The organism is Amycolatopsis eburnea (genome assembly GCF_003937945.1).
GTDB lineage: Bacteria > Actinomycetota > Actinomycetes > Mycobacteriales > Pseudonocardiaceae > Amycolatopsis > Amycolatopsis eburnea.
In genome coordinates this window covers 675,886-701,254 of sequence record NZ_RSEC01000036.1, presented here as the reverse complement: position 1 = coordinate 701,254, position 25,369 = coordinate 675,886, and the positions used below count along the sequence as shown (strand labels likewise).

24 protein-coding genes are annotated in these 25,369 nt (G+C 71.8%); 11 read left to right on the top strand and 13 right to left on the bottom strand.

Annotated elements, in window-relative coordinates; translation table 11 throughout:
* Positions 1 to 24: 24 nt before the first annotated feature.
* Genes EIY87_RS15940 through EIY87_RS15915 form a run of 6 tightly spaced genes read right to left on the bottom strand, consistent with a single transcriptional unit; the run spans position 25 to position 5,227 of the window.
* Entirely contained in the window at positions 25 to 561 is a 537-nt protein-coding gene (locus EIY87_RS15940; RefSeq protein WP_125308634.1) for a cysteine hydrolase family protein, read from the bottom strand.
* Positions 558 to 1,991, bottom strand: a complete 1,434-nt coding sequence (locus EIY87_RS15935) for a purine-cytosine permease family protein (RefSeq protein ID WP_125308631.1) — start codon at positions 1,989 to 1,991, stop codon at positions 558 to 560. The genes EIY87_RS15940 and EIY87_RS15935 overlap by 4 nt, the downstream gene beginning before the upstream one ends.
* The gene (locus EIY87_RS15930; RefSeq protein WP_125308628.1) at positions 1,988 to 2,863 is read right to left on the bottom strand and encodes a PfkB family carbohydrate kinase; all 876 of its coding nucleotides are present in this window, start codon (positions 2,861 to 2,863) and stop codon (positions 1,988 to 1,990) included. Before EIY87_RS15930 ends, EIY87_RS15935 begins: the two co-directional genes overlap by 4 nt.
* Positions 2,860 to 3,855: an ADP-ribosylglycohydrolase family protein gene (locus EIY87_RS15925; RefSeq protein ID WP_125308624.1), complete on the bottom strand. Its 996-nt coding sequence runs from the start codon at positions 3,853 to 3,855 to the stop codon at positions 2,860 to 2,862. Before EIY87_RS15925 ends, EIY87_RS15930 begins: the two co-directional genes overlap by 4 nt.
* Positions 3,852 to 4,544 carry a GntR family transcriptional regulator gene (locus tag EIY87_RS15920; RefSeq protein ID WP_191984110.1) on the bottom strand — a complete coding sequence of 231 codons (693 nt, stop codon included), beginning with the start codon at positions 4,542 to 4,544 and terminating at the stop codon, positions 3,852 to 3,854. Before EIY87_RS15920 ends, EIY87_RS15925 begins: the two co-directional genes overlap by 4 nt.
* A 32-nt stretch (positions 4,545 to 4,576) precedes the next feature.
* Positions 4,577 to 5,227: a VC0807 family protein gene (locus EIY87_RS15915; protein ID WP_125308618.1), complete on the bottom strand. Its 651-nt coding sequence runs from the start codon at positions 5,225 to 5,227 to the stop codon at positions 4,577 to 4,579.
* A gap of 121 nt (positions 5,228 to 5,348) precedes the next feature.
* Between EIY87_RS15915 and EIY87_RS15910 the strand changes: the two genes are divergently transcribed.
* Positions 5,349 to 5,720, top strand: coding sequence for a hypothetical protein (locus EIY87_RS15910; protein ID WP_225439894.1), 372 nt, complete (start codon positions 5,349 to 5,351; stop codon positions 5,718 to 5,720).
* On the opposite strand, the gene dusB is transcribed toward EIY87_RS15910, so the two are convergent.
* On the bottom strand, positions 5,641 to 6,780 hold the full coding sequence (gene dusB, locus EIY87_RS15905; protein ID WP_125308611.1) for a tRNA dihydrouridine synthase DusB: 1,140 nt from the start codon (positions 6,778 to 6,780) through the stop codon (positions 5,641 to 5,643). The two genes, EIY87_RS15910 and dusB, sit on opposite strands and share 80 nt — an antisense overlap.
* A gap of 321 nt (positions 6,781 to 7,101) precedes the next feature.
* On the opposite strand from dusB, the gene EIY87_RS15900 reads away from it, so the two are divergent.
* Positions 7,102 to 8,349: an ATP-binding protein gene (locus EIY87_RS15900; protein ID WP_191984109.1), complete on the top strand. Its 1,248-nt coding sequence runs from the start codon at positions 7,102 to 7,104 to the stop codon at positions 8,347 to 8,349.
* A 17-nt stretch (positions 8,350 to 8,366) separates the two neighbouring features.
* Here EIY87_RS15900 and EIY87_RS15895 read toward each other — a convergent pair whose 3' ends face one another.
* Entirely contained in the window at positions 8,367 to 10,304 is a 1,938-nt protein-coding gene (locus EIY87_RS15895) for a phosphorylase family protein (RefSeq protein WP_125308608.1), read from the bottom strand.
* Between the two features lie 97 nt (positions 10,305 to 10,401).
* Between EIY87_RS15895 and EIY87_RS47625 the strand changes: the two genes are divergently transcribed.
* The 4 genes from EIY87_RS47625 (at position 10,402) to EIY87_RS15880 (ending at position 13,842) form a co-directional block, all read left to right on the top strand.
* Positions 10,402 to 10,572 (top strand): hypothetical protein, encoded by a 171-nt coding sequence (locus EIY87_RS47625; RefSeq protein WP_158641306.1) that lies wholly within the window; start codon positions 10,402 to 10,404, stop codon positions 10,570 to 10,572.
* A complete protein-coding gene (locus EIY87_RS15890) occupies positions 10,569 to 11,534 on the top strand; it encodes a Gfo/Idh/MocA family protein (RefSeq protein ID WP_125308605.1) in 966 nt (321 codons plus the stop codon). The genes EIY87_RS47625 and EIY87_RS15890 overlap by 4 nt, the downstream gene beginning before the upstream one ends.
* 60 nt (positions 11,535 to 11,594) lie before the next feature.
* Complete coding sequence (locus tag EIY87_RS15885) at positions 11,595 to 13,382, top strand: DUF2339 domain-containing protein (RefSeq protein WP_225439893.1); 1,788 nt, start codon at positions 11,595 to 11,597, stop codon at positions 13,380 to 13,382.
* Positions 13,383 to 13,449: 67 nt separating this feature from the next.
* Positions 13,450 to 13,842, top strand: coding sequence for a TIGR03667 family PPOX class F420-dependent oxidoreductase (locus EIY87_RS15880; protein WP_125308600.1), 393 nt, complete (start codon positions 13,450 to 13,452; stop codon positions 13,840 to 13,842).
* Here EIY87_RS15880 and EIY87_RS15875 read toward each other — a convergent pair whose 3' ends face one another.
* Positions 13,843 to 14,400, bottom strand: coding sequence for a superoxide dismutase family protein (locus tag EIY87_RS15875; protein WP_125308597.1), 558 nt, complete (start codon positions 14,398 to 14,400; stop codon positions 13,843 to 13,845). It abuts the gene before it with no gap.
* A 124-nt stretch (positions 14,401 to 14,524) separates the two neighbouring features.
* Here EIY87_RS15875 and EIY87_RS15870 point away from each other — a divergent pair, with 124 nt between their 5' ends.
* Positions 14,525 to 15,013: a DUF6328 family protein gene (locus tag EIY87_RS15870; protein ID WP_125308594.1), complete on the top strand. Its 489-nt coding sequence runs from the start codon at positions 14,525 to 14,527 to the stop codon at positions 15,011 to 15,013.
* On the opposite strand, the gene EIY87_RS15865 is transcribed toward EIY87_RS15870, so the two are convergent.
* Positions 14,989 to 15,381, bottom strand: a complete 393-nt coding sequence (locus tag EIY87_RS15865) for a VOC family protein (RefSeq protein ID WP_125308591.1) — start codon at positions 15,379 to 15,381, stop codon at positions 14,989 to 14,991. The two genes, EIY87_RS15870 and EIY87_RS15865, sit on opposite strands and share 25 nt — an antisense overlap.
* Positions 15,382 to 15,460: 79 nt before the next feature.
* On the opposite strand from EIY87_RS15865, the gene EIY87_RS15860 reads away from it, so the two are divergent.
* A complete protein-coding gene (locus EIY87_RS15860) occupies positions 15,461 to 17,278 on the top strand; it encodes a LamG-like jellyroll fold domain-containing protein (protein ID WP_125308588.1) in 1,818 nt (605 codons plus the stop codon).
* A gap of 101 nt (positions 17,279 to 17,379) precedes the next feature.
* On the top strand, positions 17,380 to 19,572 hold the full coding sequence (gene helR / locus EIY87_RS15855) for an RNA polymerase recycling motor ATPase HelR (protein WP_125308586.1): 2,193 nt from the start codon (positions 17,380 to 17,382) through the stop codon (positions 19,570 to 19,572).
* Here the strand turns inward: helR and EIY87_RS15850 are convergent.
* Positions 19,545 to 20,021 (bottom strand): Lrp/AsnC family transcriptional regulator, encoded by a 477-nt coding sequence (locus tag EIY87_RS15850; RefSeq protein WP_125308583.1) that lies wholly within the window; start codon positions 20,019 to 20,021, stop codon positions 19,545 to 19,547. The two genes, helR and EIY87_RS15850, sit on opposite strands and share 28 nt — an antisense overlap.
* Positions 20,022 to 20,285: 264 nt before the next feature.
* Between EIY87_RS15850 and EIY87_RS15845 the strand changes: the two genes are divergently transcribed.
* A complete protein-coding gene (locus EIY87_RS15845) occupies positions 20,286 to 21,824 on the top strand; it encodes an APC family permease (protein WP_125308580.1) in 1,539 nt (512 codons plus the stop codon).
* On the opposite strand, the gene EIY87_RS15840 is transcribed toward EIY87_RS15845, so the two are convergent.
* Entirely contained in the window at positions 21,821 to 23,173 is a 1,353-nt protein-coding gene (locus EIY87_RS15840; protein WP_125308577.1) for an FAD-dependent monooxygenase, read from the bottom strand. The two genes, EIY87_RS15845 and EIY87_RS15840, sit on opposite strands and share 4 nt — an antisense overlap.
* Positions 23,174 to 23,236: 63 nt before the next feature.
* On the opposite strand from EIY87_RS15840, the gene EIY87_RS15835 reads away from it, so the two are divergent.
* A complete protein-coding gene (locus EIY87_RS15835) occupies positions 23,237 to 23,857 on the top strand; it encodes a TetR/AcrR family transcriptional regulator C-terminal domain-containing protein (RefSeq protein ID WP_125308574.1) in 621 nt (206 codons plus the stop codon).
* Here EIY87_RS15835 and lysA read toward each other — a convergent pair.
* Positions 23,835 to 25,178: a diaminopimelate decarboxylase gene (lysA, locus tag EIY87_RS15830; protein ID WP_125308572.1), complete on the bottom strand. Its 1,344-nt coding sequence runs from the start codon at positions 25,176 to 25,178 to the stop codon at positions 23,835 to 23,837. The genes EIY87_RS15835 and lysA overlap by 23 nt on opposite strands.
* Between the last annotated feature and the right edge of the window lie 191 nt (positions 25,179 to 25,369).

Here is a 25,369-nt window from a genome sequence, read left to right as displayed (position 1 = left end):
TACTTCGCCGGGGTGAACGTGAGGTCAACGAGCCTGACCGAGCACCTCCTCCGTGCCGGCCACCGTCACCAAGGGGCCGTACAGCCTCATGATGTCCAGGGCCTTCTCGTGGCTCTCGTCGTCCACGCCCGCGCACGCGTCGGACACCACCGTCACCGCGACGCCCGCGTCCGCCGCGGCCAGGGCTGTCGACAGGACGCAGCAGTCCGTCGACACCCCTGCCAGCACCAGGCGGGCGCCGCCCACTCGGGTCGCCATGCGCGGGGTCCACTTGCCGAACGTTGTCGCGTCCACTGTGGACTTCGGCTGGAAGTCCGAGATTACTTGGTACAGCGGGGCGTCCGGGGGTTGCAGGGCGAAGGGCCACTGCGCGTAGTACTGCTTCCACGCACCTTCCGGGCGCGAAGGCGCGACGAACCGGGTGAACACGACGTCGTCGCCGAACGCCGTCACCAAGCGGCGGATCCGCGGCACCACCGACGCGAAGCGCGGGGTGAACCACTCGCTGGCCGGGTCGGCGAAGACGTTTTGCAGGTCGATGACCGCCAGGATCGCTTTCACGCCGCCTCCTGCGCGCGGACCCGCTGCCGCGTCAGCAACGTGACCAGGAAACCGAGGGCCAGTGCGAGCAGTACGCCGAGGTTCGCGAACGCCCACGCTCCTTCGCGGCCGCCGAGGCCGAACGGCTCCAGCAGGTAGCCCTGCCACTTCAGCCAGTCCGCGGACGTGTTCGTCACCAGGCCCCAGCCGAGCGCGGTGGCCGCCAGCACCAGTGCGATCGGGCCGGCGCGGACGTCGCCGTAGCGGCCCGCCGGGTCGAACAGTTCCGGCTCGGCGTAGTCGCGGCGGCGCAGCAGGACGTCCGCGAGCATCACGCCGCACCAGGCCGCCACCGGGACGCCCAGCGTGACCAGGAAACCCTGGAACTGGCCGAGGAACTCGCCGCCGAAGAACACGATGTAGACCGTGCCCAGCACCATCAGCACGCCGTCGACGAGCGCCGCCACCGGGCGGGGGACGCGCAGGCCTGCCGAGAGCAGCGCCAGGCCCGACGAATAGATGTCCAGCACCGCGCCGCCGACCAGGCCGAGCACCGCGACGATCGCGAACGGCACCAGGAACCACAGCGGCAGCAACGTCGTCAGCGCGCCGATCGGGTCCGCCGCGATCGCCTTGTTCAGGTCCGGCGACGATCCCGCCAGCAGCAGCCCGAACACCAGCAGCACCAGCGGCGCCACCGACGCGCCGAACGTCGTCCAGCCGACCACGCCCCGGCTCGACGACGAGCGCGGGAGGTAACGCGAGTAGTCCGCGGCCGCGTTGACCCAGCCGAGGCCGAAGCCGGTCATCAGGAACACCAGCGCGCCCACCCACTGCTGCGCCGAGCCGGACGGCAGCGCACTGACAGCTTCCCAGTGCACGTCGCCCGCCACCAGGACCACGTAGACGACCGTGAGCACGCCGGTGATCGCCGTGATCCACGTCTGCAGCTTCATGATCGCGTCGAAGCCCAGCACGCCGGCGGCGACGGTCAGCGCGGCGACGACCACCAGCGCGACCACCTTCGTCACCGTGCCGCCGCCCCAGCCGAGGCGGTCGAACACCGTCGCCGTCGCCAGTGTCGCCAGCGCCGTCAGCACGGTTTCCCAGCCGACCGTCAGCAGCCACGAAATCGCCGACGGCAGCCGGTTGCCGCGGACGCCGAAGGCCGCCCGCGAGAGCAGCATCGTCGGCGCCGACCCGCGCTTGCCGGCGATCGCGATGAACCCGCACAGCAGGAACGAGAACAGGATGCCGGCCACGCCGGCGACCAGCGCCTGCCAGAACGAGATGCCGAAGCCGAGGGTGAACGAGCCGTAGCTCAGCCCCAGCACCGACACGTTCGCGCCGAACCACGGCCAGAACAGCTGCCGCGGCCTGCCGCGCCGCTCGGCGTCGTCGATCACGTCGAGGCCGTTGGTCTCCACCTCGAGCCTGCGGGTACCGCTCATGTCGTGGCCTCCACCCAGTGGTCGATCTCCGCCCGGCTCGGTGCCGTCGCCGGGCCGCGGCGGGTCACCGAAAGCGCCGCCGCCGTGTTGGCGCGCACGGCGGCGTCGAGGAGGGTACTGCCGCGCAGCAGCTCCGCGGCCAGGACGCCGCAGTGCGTGTCCCCGGCGCCGTTGGTGTCCACCGCGTCGACGGCGAGGCCGGGGACCTCGGTGGTCCGGCCGTGCTCGTGGACGCGGCAGCCCTTCGCGCCTTCGCGGACGACGGCGACGTCGGGCAGCTCGCCGAGCACGTCGGCTTCGCGGGCGGTGCAGCTCACGATGTCTACAATGGACAGAATGTCATGGAGGTCTCCAGGGTTGATTTCGGCCACCAGCGGGCCGGGGTCGAACAGGATCCTCGAGCCGGGCAGCTTGGGCAGCCACTCGACGAGAGCCCCGCGATTGATCTCGTGCAACAAACTGTAGCCAGTCACGTACACCACGTCGTCATCACTTAGTAGGACCCGGTCGAGCAACGCGGGTTCCAGCTGCCCCTCGGCGCCGGTACCGGTCGCGAACGTGCGCTCACCGCTCGCGTCGACCAGCGCGACGACGACGCCGGTGTCCAGGCCCGGCGTCGGTTCCTGGGCCAGTTCGACCCCCTCGGCGGCCAGCGCGGCGCGCGCGAGGTCGCCCAGCACGCCGGTGCCGTGCGTGCCCGCGTAGAGCACCCGCGCACCGGACCGCGCGGCCGCGGCCATCACGTTGAACCCGCCGCCGGGCAAGAGGTTCGTCGACGTCGCCATGACGTCGCCGCCGGGCGGGGGCGGGGCCGGTACCGCCATGACCAGGTCGAGGACGACCTGCCCGGTGTGCACCAGCCGGCCGGTCATCGACGGCGCAGCTTGAGGAGCTCGTCGACCAGCGGACCGAACTCCAGGCGGTTCACGCTGAGCACGGTCTCGACGACGTCGGGGCGGAAGGCGTCGACGCCGTGCGCGGCCCCGAGCATCGCGCCGCAGATCGCGGCCACGGTGTCGGTGTCGCCACCCAGCCCGGCGGCCAGCCGCAGCGCCGACGGCGGGTCGTCGCCCATGGCTTCGGCCAGCGCGAACGCCGCCACGACCGACTCCTGCGACGCCACCGAAGTCCCGATCACCCGGGCCACCGCGTCGGCGACGGCGGCCGGCGCCATGCCCCGCACCCAGCCGCGGGCCCAGCCGATCCGGGCGGCGATCTCACCGCCGGGCGCCCAGTGCCCGCGTTCCCCGCCGACGACGGCGGCGCGCTCGCCCGCGTCGAGTGCTTCGGCCAGGCTCGCGCCGTCGACCCCGGCCGAGACGGCGGCCGCGACCGCGGCGGCGGACGCGATGCCCAGGCTGGTGTTGTGCGTGACCCGCGCGGTCGCGACGACGGCGTCGACCAGGCGGTGCAGGTCGTCGGCCGGCGTGGCGATGCCGACCGGCGTGACCCGCATGGCGGCGCCGTTGGTGGTGCCGGTGCGGCCGGCTTCGTCGGCCGGGACGCCGTTCTGCAGCCGGGAAAGCGCGCGCTTCGTCGACGGGCCGAGCAGGTCCGCGGACCCGCGGCGGACCATGTCCGCTTCCCAGATGAGCAGTGCGTCGGCGAAGACGTGCGGTTCGACCGTGCCGCGGCCGTCGATGAGCAGCCGGGCCAGCAGGACGGCCTGCTCGGTGTCGTCGGTGACCGACCCGGCGGGCATCAAGGGCGCGACCGGCTGCTCGGCGGCGGCGGTCAGCAGGCCGGTGACCGGCCCGTAGGTGGCGGCGATCGCGGCGCGGGACATCGACTGCGTCGGCATCCCGAGCGCGTCGCCAACCGCCAGCCCGGTGAACGCGCCGAGCGCCCGGTCCCGCGCGTTCACCGGTGTCCGAAGGTGAGGTGGAACTGGAAGCGGTCCGGGTCCAGCAGGCTGACCACCCGCTCGACCAGCCGTCCCTCGACGTCGACCGAGGTGCGCTCGGCGCGGAGGAAGAGCTCGCCGATGCTGCGGCCGAGGAGCTCCGCGGCGCAGGCGTCGAGGCGTTCGGTGCTGATCCACTGGTCGCCGCCGACGGCGACCAGGCCGGCGGCTTCGAGGGTCTTGGTGAGGGAGCCGTCCCGCAGGCCGGTGCCGGGGAGGTCGGCGAGCGGCCCGACGGCGGGCACGGTGGCGGTTTCGAGGGAGACCCCGCGGTCGCGCTCCCGCCGCAGCCGCCGGACGGCGACGTAGGTCTCCTGGCCGAACTCCTCGTGGAGCGCCTGGTCCTGGACCGTTTCGATGCCGAGGAGCTCGGTGGTGACGGGCGCGCCGGCGTCGGCGAGCGCGCGGGCCCAGCCGATCCGCTGGTCGAGCTGGACGCCGTCGAAGGTGACGAACGACCCGACGCCGGCCTGGGTGGAGATGAGTTCGAGCTGCTGCAGCTCGGACAGCGCGCTGCGGACCGTGCCGCGGCTGACCTGGTACCGCAGGGCGAGCTGGTTCTCCCCGGGGAGGCGTTCGCCGTTGGCGAGGCGCCCGGAGCGGATCAGGTCGGTGAGGTCGCCGACCAGTTGCTGCCGCTTGCTGTACATGTACACACCTGTACACCCCGGGTTGCCGCAGGTCAAGCGGCGACGAGCGGCCGGGAGTGCGCCTCGACGTCGGCGACGATCAGCTTGCCCGCCCGCTCGGCGACCTTCCCGCCGACGACCATCAGCACGGCGAACGTGCCCGCGAAGATGACGGTGCTCAGCCACACCATGGTCTCGATCGGCAGCGTGAAGGCACCGACGACGCGGGCGGCGGACTCGAGCACGAACCCGATCCCCCAGATGACGCTGGTGCGGCGCAGGATCGAGTCGAACGGCCGGGTGCCGCTCAGGCGTGCCCACGCGGCTTCGTTCTCGGCCTTGCCGCGGATGAGGAACGGCTGGATCGTCTTGGTCATGATCGGCGCCGCGGTGCAGGCGGAGGCGAGGATGACGAGCCCGGTGATGCCGCTGCCGATCGAGTCCTTCGCGATCATCATGCGGGCGTCGCCGGAGACGAACGTCAGCAGCATGCCGACGACGTTCGTGACCAGCACGACCAGCGCGAGGCCGTTGAGGGTCCGGTTCTTCGCGAACTGGTGGAGCGTCCGGGCGAGCGGGACGACACCGCTGAGGGCGAGGCTCAGGAAGACGCTGACGCCGAGCGCGTGGAGCCCGTAGTAGACGCCGATCGGGACGGCGATCTCGATGGCCAGGGTCTGGAGCGGGGAACCGTTCTTCGTCATGCGAAAAGCTTGTCGCGGCGGGAGGTGTGGGACGGATGCCGTCCGCCACGACTTCGGCCTGACAGATGTCACGGCCTCACGTTCCGCGGGGCTGCGTCGTCGGGTGGGCATGGGAACGTTCATGCGCGTCTTGCCGACCCTCGCGGTCTTCCTCTCGGCGGTCACCGCCGGCCTGCTGCTCACCACGCCGAACGGGCATGCGCTGCACAGCGCGGCGGCGTACACGGTGTTCGTCGTCGCCGTCGTCCAGGTGGTCGCCGCGGTACTGGCGTGGAAGCCGGGCGGGGGTTCGCCGTGGCCGATCGGGTACGCCGTGGTTTTCCTCGCGCTCGTGACCGCGCAGGTCGTGCTGGGGATCGCGCACGTCACGGCCGTGCACGTGCCGCTCGGGGTGCTGCTGTTCGGGGTGAGCCTCAGCCGCCTGAGTGCATGTCTTCCGCTTCGGGGACGCAGTCGTCGTCCGGGTCGTCGAGCCAGCCGTGCGGCAGCGTGACCTTGCCCGGCGAGCCCTGGCGGCCGCGGGGTCCGGTGGCGGCTTCGGGGAAGGGCGCGTCGTGGTCGAGCTGGGCGATCAGGTCGTCCAGCTGGGCCATGCTCGACAGCATCGCGAACCCGCGGCGCAGTTCGGAGCCGACCGGGAACCCCATCAGGTACCAGGCCATGTGCTTGCGGATGTCGCGCATGGCCTTGTCGTGGCCGTCGTGCTCGATGAGCAGCTCGGTGTGGCGGCGGAGCACGCGGGCGACTTCGCCGAGGTTCGGCGGGGTCGGGATTTCGGTGCCCCGGAAGGCCGCCTCCAGCTCGCCGAACAGCCACGGCCGGCCCAGGCAGCCGCGACCGACGACGACGCCGTCGCAGCCCGTTTCGGCGACCATGCGCAGGGCGTCGTCGGCGGAGAAGATGTCGCCGTTGCCGAGCACCGGGATACTGGTGACGGCTTCTTTCAGCTCGGCGATCTTGGTCCAGTCGGCCTGGCCGGAGTAGCGCTGGGCGGCGGTGCGCGCGTGCAGGCTGACGGCGGCGGCGCCCTCGGCCTCGGCGATGCGGCCGGCGTCGAGGAAGGTGCGGTGGTCGTCGTCGATGCCGATGCGGAACTTCACGGTGAACGGGACGTCACCCGCCGCGCGGGCGGACTCGCGGACGATGGCCTCGAACAGCTTCCGCTTGAACGGCAGCGCCGCCCCGCCGCCCTTGCGCGTCACCTTCGCGACCGGACAGCCGAAGTTGGAGTCGACGTGGTCGGCCAGCCCCTCGCCGACGATGATGCGGACGGCTTCGGCCATGGTCTTCGGGTCGACGCCGTAGAGCTGCATGGACCTGGGCTTTTCGTTCGCCCCGAAGGTCATCATGTGCATGGTGCCGGGGTGCCGTTCGACGACGGCGCGGGCGGTGATCATTTCGCACACGTAGATGCCCGCGCCGTACTCCTGGCAGAGCCGGCGGAAGGCGACGTTGGTGATGCCGGCCATCGGAGCGAGCACGACTGGCGGATCGACCTGGTAGGGGCCGATCTTCAGGGCGGGCTTGCTCAGGGTGGCGGTCACGTGCTCCATTGTCGCTTGTGGTGTCGATCACGTCGACCAGGGGCTGTTACCGCGTCTTTTGTTCCAGACGGTGACATGGGTGCGAAGCGTGTTCCCGTCGAGGACACGTTAAGGAGAAAGACGCGTCCTTCCGTGCTGCGCCCAGTCGGCGTCAAGTGATCGGCCCAGTACTCTACGACGTCAGCAGCTGATGACGCCTGGCCGCGCCGGCTGAGCTGGCTATCCTTCGGCAGATGCACGACACGTGCGTCGGCAGATCAGCGACGGAGGTATCGGCAAATCAGCGAAGCGTTCATCGGCAGATCCACGGAGGGCTGGTACTGTCGAGTCGTGCGCGAAGCTGACGACTACCTTCCGAGAAAGGCCGCTGAGCTGGTCGCGGAAGCGCTCGGAGACACGCGCGTGGTCATCGTCAACGGAGCACGCCAGACGGGTAAGAGCACGCTTGCCGAGTTGTGTTTGCGCGACCAGCCGGATGTCTTGCGGCGGTACCTCGACGATCCTCGGACGAGGGCCTCCGCCGCCGCGGATCCGGTAGCTTTCCTCGACGCTCCGGGTCCCATGCTCATCGATGAGGTCCAGCGTGTTCCGGAGTTGTGGTTGACGATCAAGCATGTAGTCGATCGTGACCCTCGCCCCGGCCGGTTCCTGCTGACCGGCTCGGCAAGACTGCTCGGCCTGAGTCAGCTTCCCGATGCACTGCCCGGACGCTCGGAGACGATCGAGCTGTTCCCCCTGTCCCAAGGGGAGATCAACGGCAACCCCGACGGATTCGTCGATGCCGCGTTCGAGCACGGTAGTGGGATCCGAGCGGTCCCTTCAGAACTTCGGCGCCGCGACTACCTGGCTCTTGCGACCCGCGGCGGGTACCCCGAGGCCGTTCGCCGGACTTCGCCTCGGCGGCGAGCCCAGTTCTTCAGGTCGTACCTCGACGACATCATGAGCCGGGACGTACACCAGGTCGCGGACATCCAGCGCGGCTCTGAAATGCGACGCTTGGTCGGAGCTCTTGCCGCTCAGTCCGCCGGTCTGCTCAACTACAGTCGCTTGTCCTCGGACTTGGGTCTACCCGCGTCGACCGTCCGTGACTATGTCGGACTCCTCGAACTGGTCTACCTGATCAAGCTGGTCCCCGCTTGGTCTGCGAACGCGACGGCCCGAGCTGTCGCCACGCCGAAGCTGGTCTTCAATGACGTCGGCCTGGCCGGGCACCTGGTGTCCGGCGTCGCCAACGACGCAACGACAGGTGGGCTCGTCGAGACCTTCGTCATCGGCGAACTCGCGCGTCAGGTCACTTGGAGCCAGACGATGCCGCGCCTGCACCACTATCGTGACCGTGATGGCTACGAGGTCGATGCCGTTCTCGAGGACAACTCCGGCCGTGTCGTCGCCGTCGAGGTGAAAGCCGCTGAAACCGTTCGCTCTGACGACTTTCGTTCTCTTCGGGTGCTCCAACGGCGTCTCGGTGACCGCTTGCGCGCCGGCTTCGTACTTTATTGTGGCGACCAGAAACTCCCTTTCGGGGAGAATCTCGCTTGTCTTCCGATCAGTGCCTTGTGGACGACTTCGCCGGAGTGAGCTGTCCGCTAGGGCTGTTACTCGAACTGCTCGACGTTCGCCGTCACGAGGGCCCGGTGGACGCGCTGCCAGAACTCGCGGAAGCCGGGTTCGGCGTCCGTCACCTGGGACGCGTTGGCGGCGACGCGGACGAGCACCGCGAACTGCTCCGGCGTGAGCAGCAGGGAGAACCACGCCTCGTCCTGGCCGGAACCCACGGGGGTGGCCAGGTCGCGCCGCTTCGTCATGACGCGGACTACCAGCCGCAGGTGGAGGATGGTCTCGCGGAGGCCGGCGTCGGGTTTCGCGTCGCCCCTCAGCTGCTCGATGAGGTCGCCGACCAGGGACGTCGTCCAGTCGTAGTCCTGCACGGAGAGCTTGAACCCGTAGAAGTTTTCCACCGTGCTGACCCGGTTTTCGGCGCGCTGCCGCCACCAGATGGGGGTGCACTCCGCGGGCGCCGGGGCGCCCGATGACCGCAGCCGCGCCGCGAACGCCCGCAGGTTGCCTTCGCCGATGCGGTCGTAGTACTCGAACGCGACCGCGGGCAGGTGCGCCTGTGCGGGCATGAGGGTGCAGAAGTGGCTGAGGACCGCCGCGACCTCCTGTTCGGCCAGCGTGCCCCATTCCCCGTACTGGCCGCCGCAGGCTTCCTGCAATTCGCCGAGGCAGATGGCGGTGGCCTCCACCTCGCTGCGGAATTCCGTTTTGGCCCAGCGCGCGTACTCGGTGTCGACTGGCATGGGTTCCCCTTCGCTCGGGTCTTGCTCCAACGGTGGGCGTTCGAAAGGTGTGTGGCCCGCGAGCGCGCCGAGGCCCAGCTCCAGCCGGCGCCGCAGCCCGGCCAAGCTCGCGCGCGCGGCTCCGTGACCGCCGGCGGCGGCCTTCTCGTACCACTTGAGGGCCTCGTCGGGATCGCCGTAGTGCTCTTCGTGGACCCGGCCGAGGTGGAAGGCGCCGAACGCGCTGCCGTGGTCCGCGGCCTTGGCGTACCAGTGCAGCGCGGCCCGGACGTCCGCGGCGGACGGGTCGCCGGACGGCTGGCCGAGGACGCTCGCCCGCAGCCTGCCTTCGGCGCTCAGCCCGACCATGGCCATCGCATCGGGGTGGCCGCCGTCCGCCGCCTGGCGGTAGAGCCGCTCGATCTCGACCAGGTCGTCGGCCGTCTTGTCCCACTTCAGGCTCAGCTCGCCGGCGGTCGCGTAGGCCTGCTCGGCTTGCTCGGTGTCCCGCCCGCTCAGCACGGTGAGCAGCTCGAAGGCGAACGCGGCCGCGTGCCGGGACGCCACCGGCTGCCAGTGCTCGTCGGCCGTCCCGGTCTTGCCGGACAGCAGGTCCGAGATCCCGCGGACGACCAGGGCCTGCACGCCTTCGTTGACGTAGGCGCCGTAGAGGAAGCCGTGGGCCTCCATCTCGACGGCGGCCGCGTCGCCGCAATGCCGCTCCAGGAACCCGGCGGTCGCCGACGCGGTGCCGGCGACGACCTTGCCGCCCGCCGCGATCGGCTTCACCACCGCGCGCGGCGCCGGGTCCGGGACCGCGGGCCGGATGCGGTGCTGCCACGCGGAGTCGCGGGCGAGCTGCCGGGCCCGGCGCACCAGCGGCATGGACGCGGCGGCGGTCTTGATGCGCGGCAGGTAGCCGTCGGCGGTGTCCTTGCCGGACTCGTAGTCGTAGACGTGGTCGGCGACCACGACGTCGCCGAGCGAGACGTCCTTGCGGCCGCCCGCGACGCCGACGAACAACACGACCCGCGGGCGGAACGCGGCGATGGCCCGTTCCAGCTCGACTCCCGCCGGGGTACCGCCGGCGCCGGTCTGCGCCAGCGCGACCGTCCAGCCGCCGAAGGCGCCGACGTCGTACAGGGCACCGCGTTCTTCGCGTTCGGTGACGGGACCGCGGAGGTGTTCGCGGACGGCGAGGTATTCGACGTCCAGCGCCGCGCAGATCACCACCGTGTTCGTCACCCCGATCACGTTCCCTTCCTTCCGCGTGGACCAAAAGCGAGTGGCCACAACCGGTCACTGACGGAAGGCGGCGCGGGGGAAGTCCTGCTTTCGAAGCGGCGGGTGCGTGACGGCTCCGCCGACGCACGCCTGGTTCGTCTTCCCCGTCCCCGACGGGGTTTCGACCGGGCAGGCCGCCTCCTTCTACCTGGCCGACCACGAGCAGGAGCTGTGGCGGCGCTCGCTCGCCGCGGCCTGGGCGCGCCGCGAAGTGGGGCGCCTAGGCTCGTCGGCATGAACGACAAGCCCCTGCGCTGGGGAATCATGGGCACCGGCGGCATCGCGAAGGCCTTCGCCGACGACTTGGCGCTGACCAGCTCCGGCGTCGTCGCCGCCGTCGGGTCCCGGACCGCCGAGGCCGCCGGGCGGTTCGCCGACGCGCGGGGCGTCCCCGCTCGGCACGGCAGCTACGAAGCCCTCGCGAACGACCCTGACATCGATGTCGTCTACGTCGCCACGCCGCACCCCCTGCACCACGCCAACGCGCGGCTCGCGCTCGAAGCAGGCAAGCCGGTGCTCGTCGAGAAGCCCTTCACGATGAACGCCGCCGAAGCGCGGGACCTCGTCGAGCTGGCGCGGGAGAAGGACCTCTTCCTCATGGAGGCCATGTGGACGCGGTTCCTCCCGCACATCCGGCACGTCCGCGAGCTGCTGCCGCGCCTCGGCCGGGTCGTCACCGTGTCCGCCGACCACGGGCAGTGGTTCGCCGAGGACCCCGGGTTCCGGCTGTTCGCCCCCGAACTCGGCGGCGGCGCCCTGCTCGACCTGGGGATCTACCCCGTTTCGTTCGCCTCGATGGTGCTCGGCCCGCCCGCGCGCGTCGCCGCCATGGCGACGCCCGCGTTCACCGGCGTGGACGCGCAGATGTCCATGCTGTTCGGCTACGAGAGCGGCGCGCAGGCCGTGCTCAGCTGCACGCTCAGCGCGGCTTCGCCGACCACCGCGTCGATCGTGGGCACCGACGCGCGCATCGAGATCGAGGGCGCCTTCTACGCGCCGGCCTCCTTCACGCTCATCCCGCGCGAGGGCGAGCGGAGCCGGTTCGAGTACGTCGACGAGGGGCGTGGCCTGCGGTACCAGGCCGACGAGGTGGCGCTCCGGCTGGCGAACGGCGAGACCGAGAGCCCGCTGATGCCGCTGGCCGAGACCGTTTCGATCATGACCACCGTGGACGAGGTGCTGGCCGCGACCAGGACGTGACCCGGGTTTGAGTAGTGCTACGGATCCGCAGGTGGGCGCCGGTGCGTGACCCTGTGCGGTATGACCACCGAAGCAGATGTGCTCCTCCGGCTCGCCGGCGAGATCGACGACCTGGGGCGTCGTCTCGCCGTGGTGGGTGCCGAACTGCGGACCGCCCGCGCCGAGCAGCCGAAGCCCGCTCCGCAGCAGGCCGCACCGGCCCAGCCGCAACCCCAGCCCCAGCCGCAACCTCAGCCGATGCCGCCGCCGTGGCCGCAGTACCAATGGCAGCCGCCCCGGCCGCAGTACTTCCCGCAGCCTCCCCAGCCGCCCGTTCCGCGCCCGACGCTGGGCGAGAAGCTCGGCAAGGAAGGCGCGGGCAGCCGCGTGCTCGCCTGGGTCGGCGGGGCCGTCACGCTGCTCGGCGTCGTCCTGCTGCTGGTGCTGGCCGTCCAGCGGGGCTGGCTCGGGCCGCTGCCGCGGGTGCTCGTCGGCGCCGCCTTCGGGCTGGCGCTGACCGGCACCGGCGTGTGGCTGCACCGCAAGCCCGCCGGGCGCACCGGGGCCTTCGCGCTCGCCGCCACCGGCATCGCGACGCTCTACCTGGACGCCGTCGCCGCGACGTCGCTCTACGAATTCCTGCCGGTGCTCGCCGGGCTGGCCGCCGGGCTGGCGATCACCGTCGGCGGGCTGCTCGTGGCCGTGCGCTGGGAGTCGCCGCTGCTGGCCTCCGCCGTCGTCGTCGGCTGCGTCGTCTGCGCGCCGATGATCACCCGCGGGTTCACCGCCGAACTGGTCACCTTCCTGCTCATGGTCCAGCTCGCGACGACGCCGGTGCAGCTGCGCCGCGACTGGTCGTCGCTGACGCTCGCCGCCGGGGTCCCGCCGCTGTTCGCCTCCGTGATCAGCACGGCGGTGCTCGGCCAGGGCGGCGGCTGGGCCAACACGGCCGCGGCGGGCGGGGCCGGCGTCGTCGGGATCGTCCTCGCGCTGATCGTGCTGCGCCGCCGCGAGAACGACCCCGCCGCGCTTTCGGTGCTGGCGACCGCCGTGCTGCCCACGCTCCTCGCCGCGCTGCTGCTGCCGAAGGCGCAGGCCGTGCCGATCACCGCGGGCGCCGGCGCGCTCCTGCTCGCCGTCTGGGCGGCGCGTCGCTTCTGGCCGGGCGTCGCCGGGCACCTGGCCGGGCTGGCCGGCCTGCTCGCGATCCTGCAGGCGACCGTCACGCAGTTCGACGGCGCGGCCCGCGCCGGGGTGCTGCTCGGCGAGGCGCTGCTGCTGGTCGTGGCCGCGGTCGCCGGCCGCAACCGGTTCGCGCTCGGCGCCGCGCTCGGGTTCGCCGCGATCGGCGGCCTGATCGGCGTGTTCTTCGACGTCACGCCCGCGCTGCTGATCGTCCCGCGCACCCGCTCGGCCGCCGAGCTGGCCGGCGCGCTCGCGGTGGCCGCGCTCATCCTCGCCGTGTCGGTCGCGCTGCCGTGGGCGGCGGCCCGGCTGGCGGTGTTCCGCGGGCCGGCCGACGACCTGCCGGTGTGGCTGCTCGCCGGGGTCGCGGCGCTGTACGGCGCCGCCGGGGTGGTGCTGTGCGGGTCGCTGCTCGCGGTACCCGGCCGCTCGGGCTTCCTGCTCGGCCACGCGCTGATCACGGTGTCCTGGACGGTCGCCGCGCTCGTGCTCCTGCTGCGCGGGATCGACGTCGTCGGGCTGCGCGTGACCGGGCTGGTCCTGGTCGGTGCCGCGGTGCTCAAGCTGGTGCTGTTCGACCTGTCGGCGCTGGACGGGCTGGCGCGGGTCGGCGCGTTCCTCGGCGCCGGGCTGGTGCTGCTGGCGGCCGGGACGCGCTACGCCCGCCGGGTCGCCTCGCGCTAGCCGGGAAGAATTGTCGGTGCCCCGTGGTTACCTGGGTCACAGGACCGAGGAGCCAGGGGGCACCGACATGGCGGAACCGAAGCTCGCCGACCGGGCGGGCGAGAAGATCGCGTGGCTGACCACCGTCACGCCGAAGGGCCGGCCGGCACCGCGGCCGGTGTGGTTCGTGCTCGACGGCGACGACGTCGTGCTGTTCAGCAAGCCGGACACCGCGAAGCTCCGGCACATCGAGGCGAACCCCGAGGTGAGCTTCCACCTCAACGGCGACGAGCACGGCGGCTCGATCCTCGTCGTCAACGGGAAGGCGACCGTCGACGAGGCGAAGGCGTCGGAGGCGCCGGGGTACCTCGAGAAGTACGGCTCCGACTACGCGGCGATCGGCTTCGGGACACCGGAAGCCTTCGACGCCGAGTACTCCGTGCGCATCCGCGTGGTGCCCGAGCGCTCTTGGGGGTGGTGACTAGAAGTCCACGTCCAGGCAGGCCAGCCGGGCGCCCGCCGTGCCCGCGTGACCGGGATCGGTGTGCGTGTGCGTCTCGTGCACGACCACGGACCGGGCCCGCCGCCCGGCGAACGTCCAGTCCACAGTGGACCGGGCGAAGCCGGTGCCGAGCCGGTCGGTGGTGAAGTCGAGCCAGATCTCGTTGCGGGGGTTGGCGTACGCGGGGTCGGTCGACGGCTTCACCGGGTCCGGCACGTGCTGGAAGTGCGGCCCGGCGGCGTCACCGGTGGCGCCGCACCGCTGCGCGTGCGCGTGGGCGCCGTACGCGCGCCCGGGCCGCAGGCCGGTGACGACCAGCGTGGTCGTCGTGCCCGCGTGCGCCGCCGAGAGGCTGAACACGTGCGCGCGGGCACCCGCGGGGACGAGGTCGGGGCGGTACGTCACCGCGTGTGCGCTGGGGGCATACGCGGTGAACGTGCCGTGCGCGGTCGCGACGTGCACGGGTGAGGCGGACGCGACGGCGGGGAAGAACGCGGTGAGGGCCGCCGCGGCGGCGAAAGCCGGGAGGAGACGCATGGTCCTTCTCTAGCAGCGCGAACGCCGGTCGCCATGATCTTCACACGAAGGAGTGGCCGGCGGCGGGGGAAACTCACGCTTTTCCCATCCGGTGGGAGATCCCGGGCCCGGTTAAGGTCGTTGTGTGCCCGAACACACCGGCGAGACCCGCAACGAGCAGCTGACGCGCAACGTCGGCGAGCTGCTGCAAGAGCTGCGGGTCGCGCAGGCCGGCGTGCAGATCCTGTTCGGGTTCCTGCTGTCGGTGGTGTTCACCGACCGCTTCCACGACGCGAGCGGGTTCGAGAAGTCGCTGCACCTGTCCGCGGTCGCGCTCGCCGTGGCCGCGACGGCGCTGCTGACCGCGCCCGCGGCCTGGCACCGGCTGCTGTTCCGCACGGGGAGCCGGGAACGGATCCTGACCGTGGGCAACCGGCTCGTGCTGGTCGGGCTGGTCTGCCTGGCGCTGGCGATCACGTCGACCGTCGCGCTGATCGCGAAGGTCGTCTACGGCTGGATCGCGATGGTCGTCATGGCCGCGCTCTGCTTGCTGATCTTCGGGATCCTCTGGTTCGTCATGCCGATCCGGATGCACCCGGCCAACGGCGATCAGCCGACGGGCCCGCCCAAGTAGAGCGTGTCCTCCTGCACGAAGCAGAGCGGGTTGCCGAACGGGTCGTCGGCGTAGAAGGAGCGCTCGCCCCAGAACTGCGTCTCGATGGCGTCGTCGATCCAGCGCGGCCCGGCCGCGCGCACGCGCTCGAAGGTCTCGTCGACGTCGTCGACCGCGAGGTAGACGATCCGCGGGTCTCGCCGCGGCCGCGGCTCGCGGTGCTCGAGCGGCGCTTCCACGCAGGCGAGCACGACGTCGCCGCAGCGGAAGTAGTGGCGGTTGACGGCGATCCGCTCGCCGGGGTCGCCGAGGACGGCGGTGTAGAACGCGACGGCGACTTCGACGTCGTCGACGGGCTGGATCAACCGGAACACCCGCGGGCCGCTCATGCGCGAACAGTACCGCTGTTCATCCCGCGTTCGGCGGCAGTTGCCGGTGCGGTCGGGCGGCGCCCGTAGCTTCCCGCCCGTGACTGACACTTCTCGCCGGACCTTCCTCCTCGGCGCCCCGGCCGTCGCCGCCGCCGCGACCCTGCCGGGCGTCCTCGGCGCGCCGGCCGCCCACGCGCAGGGCCCGCACCGCCCGGACCAGGAAGACCCGCGCTTCACGCTCGTGGTCATGCCGGACACCCAGTACCTGTTCGACGAGGACCGCGGCGACGCGGCCCCGCTGGACGCGTCGCTGCGGTACGTCCTCGACGAGTCGGATGACAACGTTGTCTTCCTCGCTCACCTCGGAGATCTCACCCAGAACGGCCGCGCCGACGAGTTCGCCAGGATCAGCAAGTCGTTCCAGGCGCTCGACCGCCGCCGGTTCCCGTACAGCACCCTCGCGGGCAACCACGACATCGACGGCTCGAAGGACGACCAGCGCGGGCCCTCGCCGTACCTCGACGCCTTCGGCCCGCAGCGCCACCGCAACTCGCCGACGTTCAAGGGCGCGTCCAAGGACGGCTACAACACCTTCCACATCTTCCGCGGCGGTGGCCGCGAATGGCTGCTGCTCGCCCTGGACTGGCGGCCGTCGGCGGGTGGCTTGAACTGGGCGAAGCAGGTCCTCGCGCAGCACCCGGCGTTGCCCGCGATCCTCACCATCCACGAGCTGGTCTGGGCCGACGACGACCACCAGGCGCAGTTCTCCACCTTCGGCGAGCTGGTCTGGAAGGAGCTCGTCGACGGCAACGACCAGATCTTCCTGACGCTGAACGGCCACTACTGGCCGACCGGGCGCACGGTCCGCAAGAACGCCGCCGGGCACGACGTCCACGTCCACATCGCCAACTACCAGGACCGCTACTACGGCGGCAGCGCGATGGTCCGGCTCTACCAGTTCGACCTCGCGCGCGGCGTGATCGACGTCCGGACGTTCTCGCCGTGGCTCGCCGCGCAGGACCACCTGAGCGAGATGCAGCGGATCGAGGTCGAGCGCAGCGGCTCGGCCGACTACTTCAGCCTCGAGATCGACTTCGCCGAGCGGTTCAAGGGCTTCGCGCCGGTGCCGGTCCCGCCGGGACGTCCGGCGAAGCAGCTGCTCGTGCCCGGAACCGTCGCCTACTGGCGCTTCGAGGGCGGCCAGGACGGCAAGCCCGTGCCGGACAGCGTTGTCGTGCGGGACCAGACCGGCCGCGGCAACGACCTCACGCGCGTCACCGCGCCCGGCAGCGGGCCCGACGCGCTGAAGTACGCGAGCGAGTTCTCGCCGCGGCAGCCGTCGCGGGCGAGCCTGCGCTTCGACGGCGGCCGCGACCCGAGCCGGGGCGCGTACCTGCGCACGGTCGACTCGGCGCCGATGAACCGGCTGAAGTTCGAGCGCGGCTACACCGTCGAGGCGTTCTTCCGGCTGCCGGCGAACTTCAAGGACGGCCACCACGGCTGGTGCGGCCTGTTCGCCCGGCAGGGCAGCGGCGCGGCGGCGGGCAAGACCGGCGACGACCCGAAGGAATCGGCCGCCACGCTGTCCCTTTCGGACGGTGGGGAGCTGCAGTGGGCGGTGTACCCGCTCAACCAGGACCGGACCTCGACGAACTGGGGGCACGAGCTGGCGGTCGAAAAGTGGTGGCACGTCGCCGTGGTCAACGACGGCCGGCGCACGATCGTCTACGTCGACGGCTGCCCGGTGGTGCGGAACCCGGCCACGCCGGCGGTCGGGCTCGCCGACCCGGGTGGCTCGTGGCTGGTCGGGGCCTCCTCCTACGACGGGAAGGTCGACCGGAGCTTCGCCGGGCTGCTGGGTGACGTGCGGGTGGTGGACCGGCCGCTGAACCCGCGCGAATTCATGCTGGGCTGAGCCCCTTGACAGCGGGTGGACAATAAAAAATCGGCGTGCTCTCCGAAACGAAAAGGAGAACTCGCCGAATCTGGTGCCAGTCTAACCGCTGTGAGGGGAAATTGTCAAATCAGGGGTACGACGAGGAATTGCGGGACGAGCGCGCGTACATCGCGGGGCTGTACGCGCGGCTCGACCGCGAACGCGAACAGGCGCGGGCCCGCTACCGCGCCGCGCTGGGGGAAACCGGGATCGCGCTGGTGGACCGGGACGCCGACGTGCGCATCCGGGCCCGGGAGGCGACGCGGCTGAACGCCGTCGACAACGGGCTTTGCTTCGGCAGGCTGGACACCCTTTCGGGCGAACGCGGCTACATCGGCCGGATCGGCCTCTTCGACGGTGAAAACGACTACGAGCCCCTGCTCCTGGATTGGCGGGCGCCGGCGGCGCGCCCGTTCTACGTCGCCACCGCGGCGTCGCCGGAAAACATGCGCCGCCGCCGTCAGTTCCATTCCGTCGGCCGCCGCGTCACCGGGTTCACCGACGAGGTGTTCGGTCGGCCGGGGGCCGGCGAGCGCGGGGATGCCGCCTTGCTCGCCGCTGTCACCGCGCCCCGGGGCGAGGGCATGCGGGACATCGTCGCGACGATCCAGGCCGAGCAGGACGAGATCATCCGGCTGGGCCACGCGGGCGTCCTGGTGGTCGAGGGCGGCCCGGGGACCGGGAAGACCGCCGTCGCGCTGCACCGCGTCGCCTACCTGCTCTACACCCAGCGCGAGCGGATGTCGCGCACCGGCGTGCTGGTGGTCGGGCCGAGCCCGCTGTTCCTCGACCACATCGGCCGCGTGCTGCCTTCGCTCGGCGAATCGGACGTCGTCTTCGCGACCACCGGCGACCTCGTGCCCGGCCTGCGCGTCACCGCCGAAGACGCGCCGGAGGTGGCGCGGCTCAAGGGGTCTTCGAAGATGGTCGGCGTCCTCGCGGCAGCGGTCGCCGACCGGCAGCGGGTGCCGGACGAGCCGGTGCCGGTCGAGCTGGCCGACGTCACCGTCGACCTCGACCGGGGCGTCGCGGCCGAAGCCAGGCTCGAAGCCCGTCGGTCGGGCTTGCCGCACAACGAAGCCCGTGCGGTGTTCCGCGAGCACGTCGTCGCGCTCCTCGCCGAGCGCGCCGTGGCGAAGATCGGCGAGGGCTGGCTGACCCCGGCGGATCGCGGGGCGTGGGCCGATCTGCGCGCCGACGTCCGCGAAGAACTGGCGGAGCACGAGCAGCTCGACGCCGTCCTCGACGGGCTGTGGCCGGAGCTGACGCCGGAGACGCTGCTGGCGCCGCTGTACATGTCGCCGCGCCGGCTGGCCGCCGCCGGCGCCGATCCCGCGTTGTTCCGCGCGGACGGCGGTGCCTGGACGGTGTCGGACGTGCCGCTGCTCGACGAGCTGGTCGACCTGCTCGGCCGCGACGACGCCGCCGACCGGACCGCCGCGCGACGGCGGGCGGCCGAAGCGGCCGAGTACTCCGCCGGGGTCCTGGACGTGCTCAAGCTGGACCGCGAGGAGATGGACGAAGACGTCCTGCTGAGCGCGGAAAACCTGCTGTACGCCGAAGACCTGGCCGACCGCTTCGGCGAGCGCGACACGCGTGACCTCGCCGAACGCGCGGCCGCGGACCGCGACTGGACGTACGGGCACGTCGTCGTCGACGAGGCGCAGGAACTGTCCGAAATGGACTGGCGGGTGCTGGTGCGGCGGTGCCCGAGCCGGTCGTTCACGATCGTCGGCGACCTGGCCCAGCGCCGGTCGGCGGCCGGGGCGACGTCCTGGGCCGCGATGCTGGCGCCGTACGCCGGCGACCGGTGGCAGTACCGGGAACTGACCGTGAACTACCGCACCCCGGCGGAGATCATGACCGTCGCCGGCGCCCTGCTGGCGCGGTTCGCGCCGGACGCGCGGCCGCCGGAATCGGTGCGCGCGAGCGGCGTCCGGCCTTGGTCCAGACAAGTTGCGGATGGCGAATTGCCGGACGCCATCGCCGATTTCACCCGCGACGAAGACGGCCGTGAAGGCACGGCCGTCGTGATCGGTCCGCCGGGCGTGCCCGGCGCGGTTCCGCCGTCGGCCACCAAGGGCCTGGAGTTCGACGCCGTCCTCGTCGTCGAACCCGAGCGGATCCTGGCCGAGGGCCCGCGTGGCGCGGCCGAGTTGTACGTCGCGCTCACCCGTGCCACGCAGCGCCTCGGGGTGCTGCACCGGGAACCGTTGCCGGCGGTGTTGTCGGGGCTCGCCGACCGCTACGCGGTGAGCCGGCCCCAGGAGTAGTTCTGCTTGGCCAGCTTGAGGTACACGAACAGCTCGGTGCCGGAGACGCCCGGGATCTGCCGGATCTCCTCGCCGAGCACTTCGAGCATGTGGTCGTCGTCCCGGCAGACCAGCTCGGCCAGCAGGTCGTACCGCCCGGCGCACAACACGACGTAGTGCACGTTCGGCAGTTCGGAGAGCTTGCCCGCCACCTCGCGCGGATCGGCGCCGTCGACGCTGATCCCGACCATCGCCTGTCTGGTCAGGTCGACGTTGACCGGGTCGGTCACCGCCACGATCTGCATGAGGTCGTCGCGCAGCAGCCGCTGCACGCGCTGGCGGACGGCTCCCTCCGAAAGCCCCACCGCCTTCGCGAGCGCGGTGAACGACGCGCGGCCGTCCTGCTGGAGCAGGGCGATCAACGATCTGTCCGTGTTGTCCAGTCCGCGCGCACGTGAATCGTCACCCATGCCGTCCCTCCCTGTGTTTCGGCATGTGATTTGTCAAGTGCGCAGCGTATCGAGACCTGACCAGAAAGCGAGACCCCAGCGCCAGCTTCGCGTGATCCGGCGTGCACGTCGCCGTCAGCCGAGGAATCGGTGGCTCGGGAGGACGATCACGAGGCTTTCCGAGGCGGTTTTGTGCGCCCGCGCACAGCCGCACGCGCCCGGCGGGCGCCGCCGGGTACCGTCTGGCGGCTCTGTCGTCTGCCGTTACCCCAGGAGGACCAACGCATGTCGGAGGCCGTGGCGCTCGGCGCCGCTCCCGCCATCCCGGAAAAGGGACTGCGCGGCGGCGCCCTGGGCATGGTGTCGTCGATGGTCATCGGCATGTCGTCGACCGCCCCGGCGTATTCGATCGCGGCCACGCTCGGGCTGATCGTCTTGGCGGGCACCGGCTTCAAGGCAGCGGCGTTCGTCCTGCTGTCGTTCGTGCCGGTGCTGTTCGTCGCGGTCGCGTTCCGCGAGCTGAACACCGCGGAACCCGACTGCGGCACGAACTTCACGTGGGCGGCGCGCGCGTTCGGCCCGCACGCCGGGTGGTTCACCGGCTGGGTCGTCACGGTCGCGCAGCTGCTGGTGATGAGCAGCCAGTCCGCGCTCACCGGCCGGTACACGCTGCTGCTGTTCGGCGCGTCCGACGCGGCGGGCAACCGGTGGGTCACGACGGCGATCGGGGCCGCGTGGCTGCTCGCGCTGTGCTGGCTCTGCTACCGCGGCATCGAGGTGTCCGCGCGGGCGCAGTGGATCCTGCTCGGCGTGGAGCTGGTCGTGCTCGTGCTCTTTTCGGTCGTGGCGCTGGTCCGCGTCTTCGAGGGCACGGCCGGCCCGCAGGCGACGGTCCCGCGCCTCGACTGGCTGTGGCCGGGCGGGGTCGGCGCCGGGACCGCGGTTTCGGCGGTGCTGCTCGCCGTGTTCATCTACTGGGGCTGGGAAAGCTCGCTGTCGGTGAACGAAGAGTCCGCCGACCCGCGGCACGCGCCGGGCCGTGCGGCGGTGCTTTCGACCGTGCTGCTGGTGCTGAACTACCTGCTCGTCACGGTCGCCGCGCTGGCCTTCGCGGGCGTCGGCACCGAAGGGATCGGGCTGGGCAACGAGGCGAACTCCGACGACGTCCTCGCCGGTCTCGGCGGCGCGGTCTTCGGCGACGGCGCGGGCGGCAAGGTGCTGGGCGTGCTGCTGATCGTCTCGGTGCTGACCAGCGGCGCGGCCACCAGCCAGGCGACGATCATGCCCGCCGCGCGCACGACGTTGTCGATGGCCAGCCACGGCGCGCTGCCCCGCGTCTTCGGGCGCGTGCACCCGAAGTTCCGGACGCCGTCGGTGGCCACCTGGACGTTCGGGCTGGTGTCGTTGGCGGTGTACGTGCTGCTGGCGCTGGTCAGCGACAACGTGCTGGCGGACTCGGTCGACGCGGTCGGGCTGACCATCGCGATCGAGTACACGATGACGGCGCTCGCGTGCGTCTGGGTGTTCCGCCGCACGCTCTTCGCGAGCGTGCGCAACTTCCTGCTGCGCGGGCTGCTGCCGTTCGCCGGCGGGGTGTTCTTCCTGGCCGTGCTGGGGTTCGCGCTGATCGAGTACGCGCGGCCGGACGCGGGCGAGACGACGGTGTTCGGCATCGGCGGCGTCGCGGTGATCGGCGTGGTGTCGATCGTGCTGGGGGTGCCGCTGATGTTCGCGGTGCACCGCGCCTGCCGCGACTTCTTCGCCGGGCGCCGCCTGCCGCGTGGCGTGGTGCGGCGCGGGGGCGACGTCATCGAACCGGGCTAGAACCAGGTACCGAGGGCGGTGGCCAGGTCGCCATCGCCGGCCCAGGCGATCACCCCGTCCGGGCGGAGCAGCAGCGGGCCGGTGTTGGCCGCCGGGACGACGTCGACACGCGGATCGGCGAGGTCCTCCGACGTCAGCAGGAGGCCGCGGCCGGTGCGCGTGTGCTCGTGCAGCCGGGACTTCCGGCCGCCGGCATCGACGATCTCGAGGTCCGGGCAGTGTTCGCCGGCCGGTCGTCCGGCGGGGTACGGGAAGTCGTAGCGGATCTTGGTGCCGGCCAGGAGTTCCGCGAAGTACCGGTTCGCCTCGGGCAGGTCCATGACGTCCGCGACGATCTCCCGCAGCGCGTCGACGTGCGGGCCGGGCGCGAGCAGCGCCGACTGCGCCCTTGTGTTGCGCAGCACCGCTTCGCCGGCCGGGTGCCGTTCGCGGGTGTAGGTGTCGAGGAACGCTTCGGGCTTGTCGCCGCGGAGGACGGCGCCGAGCTTCCAGCCGAGGTTGGCCGCGTCCGGGATGCCGAGGTTGAGGCCCTGGCCACCGCTCGGCGAGTGAACGTGCGCGGCGTCGCCGGCGAGCAGGACGCGGCCGCGGCGGTAGGTGTCGGCCTGGCGGGCCTGGTCGGTGAACCGCCGTTCTTCGCGGAACTCCTCGACGACGACGTCCACGCCGGTGACGCGCCGGACGCTCGCGGCGAAGCCGGCCGTCTCCGGGGCTGACGCGGGTTCGGTGACCCCGACCATGCTGCCGCCGTGCAGGAACGTGCCACCGGGGTGGCGTCCGGCCGGCGGCACGTCGCCGGCGAACCGCGCCTGGCCGGCGATCGTGCGCAGCAGTGCGGGTGTGCCCGGGAAGCCGAACCCGGCGAGCTTGCGGACGGTGCTGCGGCCGCCGTCGCAACCGACGACGTAACGGGCGCGCCAGGTCCTCCCCGCGGTGACCGTGACGCCGTCCACATCGGACTCGAGCGCGGTGACTTCGTGCCCGCGCAGGATCCGGACGCCTTCCGCGTGCTCGGCCAGGACGCGCTCCAGTTCCGGCTGCCAGATGTTGGTCCGCGGCCGGTCGTCGCTGGGCACGATCTTGAAGATGTTCGCGAAGTGGCCGCGGGTGCTGCCGTGGTCACGCGCGAGGTCCTTCGTGCCTTCGACGTCGGCGGCGGCCAGCTGCTCACCGAGGCCCCGGCGCCAGAGCGCTTCGGTGGCCAGCGCGCCGAGACCGCGTGCTCTCGGCTCTCCGGAAGGCGTCTCCCGGCGTTCGAGGACCAGCGGCTCGGCGCCCGCGAGCTTGAGCTCCGCGGCGAGGAACAGGCCCACCGGACCGGCGCCCACGACGATCACGTCGGCATCCATGCTTTCTCCTTAACTTGTTAAGGGCTAGGATGTCCTTAACAAGTTAAGGCGTCAAGGAGCAGCATGCCGCTGGAAGTCGCCGACGCGGTGCGCGTCGCGCTGAACCTGCTGGAAGACGAGGGGCTCGACAAGCTGACCGTGCGGCGGCTCGCCACCGAGCTCGGCGTCAAAGCACCCGCGTTGTACTGGCATTTCCAGAGCAAGCGGGCGTTGCTCGACCACCTGGCGGACGCGATCGTGGCGCCGGTCGTCGCCGGGCTGCCCGCTTCCGGTCCGTGGCTGAAGTGGCTCGAGGACGCGGGTTTCGCGCTGCACACGGCGTTGCTCGCGCACCGCGACGGCGCCCGCGTCGCGCTCGGCGCGGACCTCCGGGTGGCCCGCGCGCTCGGCGAACTGGCCGAACGCGCGACCGGTGTCCTGCACGACGCGGGCTTCTCGCTCGGCGAAGCGACCCGCGCGGCCGGGCTGCTGGTGCACTTCGTGCTCGGCCGGGCCGTCGAGGACCAGACGCGGCTGCCGCCCGAGGAGGAAGCCGCCGCGATCGCTTCGGCGGCTTTCCCGTTCCCGCTGATGGCCGGTGGCCTGCGCGAACGCGCCGGGTCGACGGTCGAGGAGGACTTCCGCTACGCCCTCGGTGTGCTGCTCGCCGGGCTGGAAGCGACTAGCCCAGGTCGCGGCGGCTGAGGTCCTCCTCGGTTTCGCGGCGCACCAGCAGCGTCGCGACGCCGTTCTTCACGCCGACCAGCGGCGGGCGGCCGACCTGGTTGTAGTTCGACGCCAGCGAGTGGTGGTACGCGCCGGTGCACGGCACGGCCAGCAGGTCGCCCGCGCGCAGGTCGGCGGGCAGGGCGAGGCCGTCGGCCAGGACGTCGCCGGCTTCGCAGTGCCTGCCGACGACGGTCATCGGGACGCGCTTCGCGGTGGAGCGCCGGCCGACCAGGCGCGTCGTGTACCGGGCGCCGTAGAGCGACGGCCGCGCGTTGTCGCTCATGCCGCCGTCGACCGCGACGAACGTGCGGCTGCCGCGCTTGACCGCGCACACGCGGTACACCGTGATGCCGGCCGGACCGACGAGCGCCCGGCCCGGCTCGATCGTCAAGCGGGGCAACGGGAAACCGTGCGCCGCGCACTCGTAGGCGAGCGCCACGCGCAGCCGCCGCGAATACCCGCCGAGGTCGAACGCGGGCTCGCCGCCGACGTACGGCACGGCGTGCCCGCCGCCGAGGTCGAGCTCCCGCAACGTGACGCCGTGGGCGTCCCGCAGCCGGACGAGCACCCCGGCCATCCGCCGCGCGGCGGCTTCGTACCGGTCGACCCGCGAGACCTGCGAGCCGATGTGGCAGTGCAGGCCGGCCAGCCGCAACCCGGGTTGCGCCAGCACGGCCTCGGCGGCGGCGTCGACGTTGTCGGGAACGCCGTCCAGCAGCGAGAACCCGAACTTCTGCCCCTCGGCGCCGGTGCTGATGGCGGCGTGCGCCCCGGCCGCGACACCCGGCGTCACCCGGATCATCACCTGCTGCCCGCCGTGGGCGAGCGCGCCGAGCTGCTCGATCTCGTCGAGCGAGTCGACCACGATCCGCCGCACGCCGTACCCGAGCGCGGCTTTCAGGTCTTCTGGCGTCTTCGCGTTGCCGTGCAGCAGCATCCGCTCGGCGGGAAAGCCGACGGACCGGGCGACGGCGATCTCCCCGGCGGAGCAGGTGTCGAGCGACAGCCCCTCCTCGGCGACCCAGCGCAGCACGGCGCGGGTGCAGAGGGCCTTGCTCGCGTACGCGACCTCGACGTCCGGGAGTGTTTCGCGGTACTCGCGGGCGGTGTCGCGGACCTGCTGCTCGTCGATGAGGTAGGACGGCGTCCCGAAGCGGGCGGCGAGGTGGCTGACTCGCGCGCCGGCGAAGAGGAGTTCGCCGTCTTCGCCGAGTCGGGTGCTTCGCGGCCAGACTCCTGGCTCGAGGTGATCGGCGGCTTCGCAGCCGAGGCTGGGAAGAAGCTCGCTGAGCGTCACGGGTGCCTCCGGGCATCGCGGCGGATCGGACCCCGCCAGGACACCGCCGTCCGCGCTGCCGGGCGTCCCCCGTGAATGCGGTCCTGACGGCCGGTACCCGGTCGCTTACTCGTCCTTAACGCGCGAGTAACTTCGGCCACACCCTGGTTGACCTGCGAAGAGTTGATTTCCGGTGCCGGGTGGCGTCACAC

Bases quoted from the DNA above. Each gene is read 5' to 3' on its own strand.
- EIY87_RS15935 (WP_125308631.1), bottom strand. From the start codon at position 1,991: ATGAGCGGTACCCGCAGGCTCGAGGTGGAGACCAACGGCCTCGACGTG.
- EIY87_RS15875 (WP_125308597.1), bottom strand. From the start codon at position 14,400: ATGCGTCTCCTCCCGGCTTTCGCCGCCGCGGCGGCCCTCACCGCGTTC.
- EIY87_RS15915 (WP_125308618.1), bottom strand. From the start codon at position 5,227: ATGACGAAGAACGGTTCCCCGCTCCAGACCCTGGCCATCGAGATCGCC.
- EIY87_RS15840 (WP_125308577.1), bottom strand. From the start codon at position 23,173: ATGGATGCCGACGTGATCGTCGTGGGCGCCGGTCCGGTGGGCCTGTTC.
- EIY87_RS15880 (WP_125308600.1), top strand. From the start codon at position 13,450: ATGGCGGAACCGAAGCTCGCCGACCGGGCGGGCGAGAAGATCGCGTGG.
- EIY87_RS15920 (WP_191984110.1), bottom strand. From the start codon at position 4,544: ATGTACAGCAAGCGGCAGCAACTGGTCGGCGACCTCACCGACCTGATC.
- EIY87_RS15850 (WP_125308583.1), bottom strand. From the start codon at position 20,021: ATGGGTGACGATTCACGTGCGCGCGGACTGGACAACACGGACAGATCG.
- EIY87_RS15865 (WP_125308591.1), bottom strand. From the start codon at position 15,381: ATGAGCGGCCCGCGGGTGTTCCGGTTGATCCAGCCCGTCGACGACGTC.
- EIY87_RS15890 (WP_125308605.1), top strand. From the start codon at position 10,569: ATGAACGACAAGCCCCTGCGCTGGGGAATCATGGGCACCGGCGGCATC.
- EIY87_RS15930 (WP_125308628.1), bottom strand. From the start codon at position 2,863: ATGACCGGCCGGCTGGTGCACACCGGGCAGGTCGTCCTCGACCTGGTC.
- dusB (WP_125308611.1), bottom strand. From the start codon at position 6,780: ATGGAGCACGTGACCGCCACCCTGAGCAAGCCCGCCCTGAAGATCGGC.
- EIY87_RS15835 (WP_125308574.1), top strand. From the start codon at position 23,237: ATGCCGCTGGAAGTCGCCGACGCGGTGCGCGTCGCGCTGAACCTGCTG.
- EIY87_RS15910 (WP_225439894.1), top strand. From the start codon at position 5,349: ATGCGCGTCTTGCCGACCCTCGCGGTCTTCCTCTCGGCGGTCACCGCC.
- EIY87_RS15845 (WP_125308580.1), top strand. From the start codon at position 20,286: ATGTCGGAGGCCGTGGCGCTCGGCGCCGCTCCCGCCATCCCGGAAAAG.
- EIY87_RS15885 (WP_225439893.1), top strand. From the start codon at position 11,595: ATGACCACCGAAGCAGATGTGCTCCTCCGGCTCGCCGGCGAGATCGAC.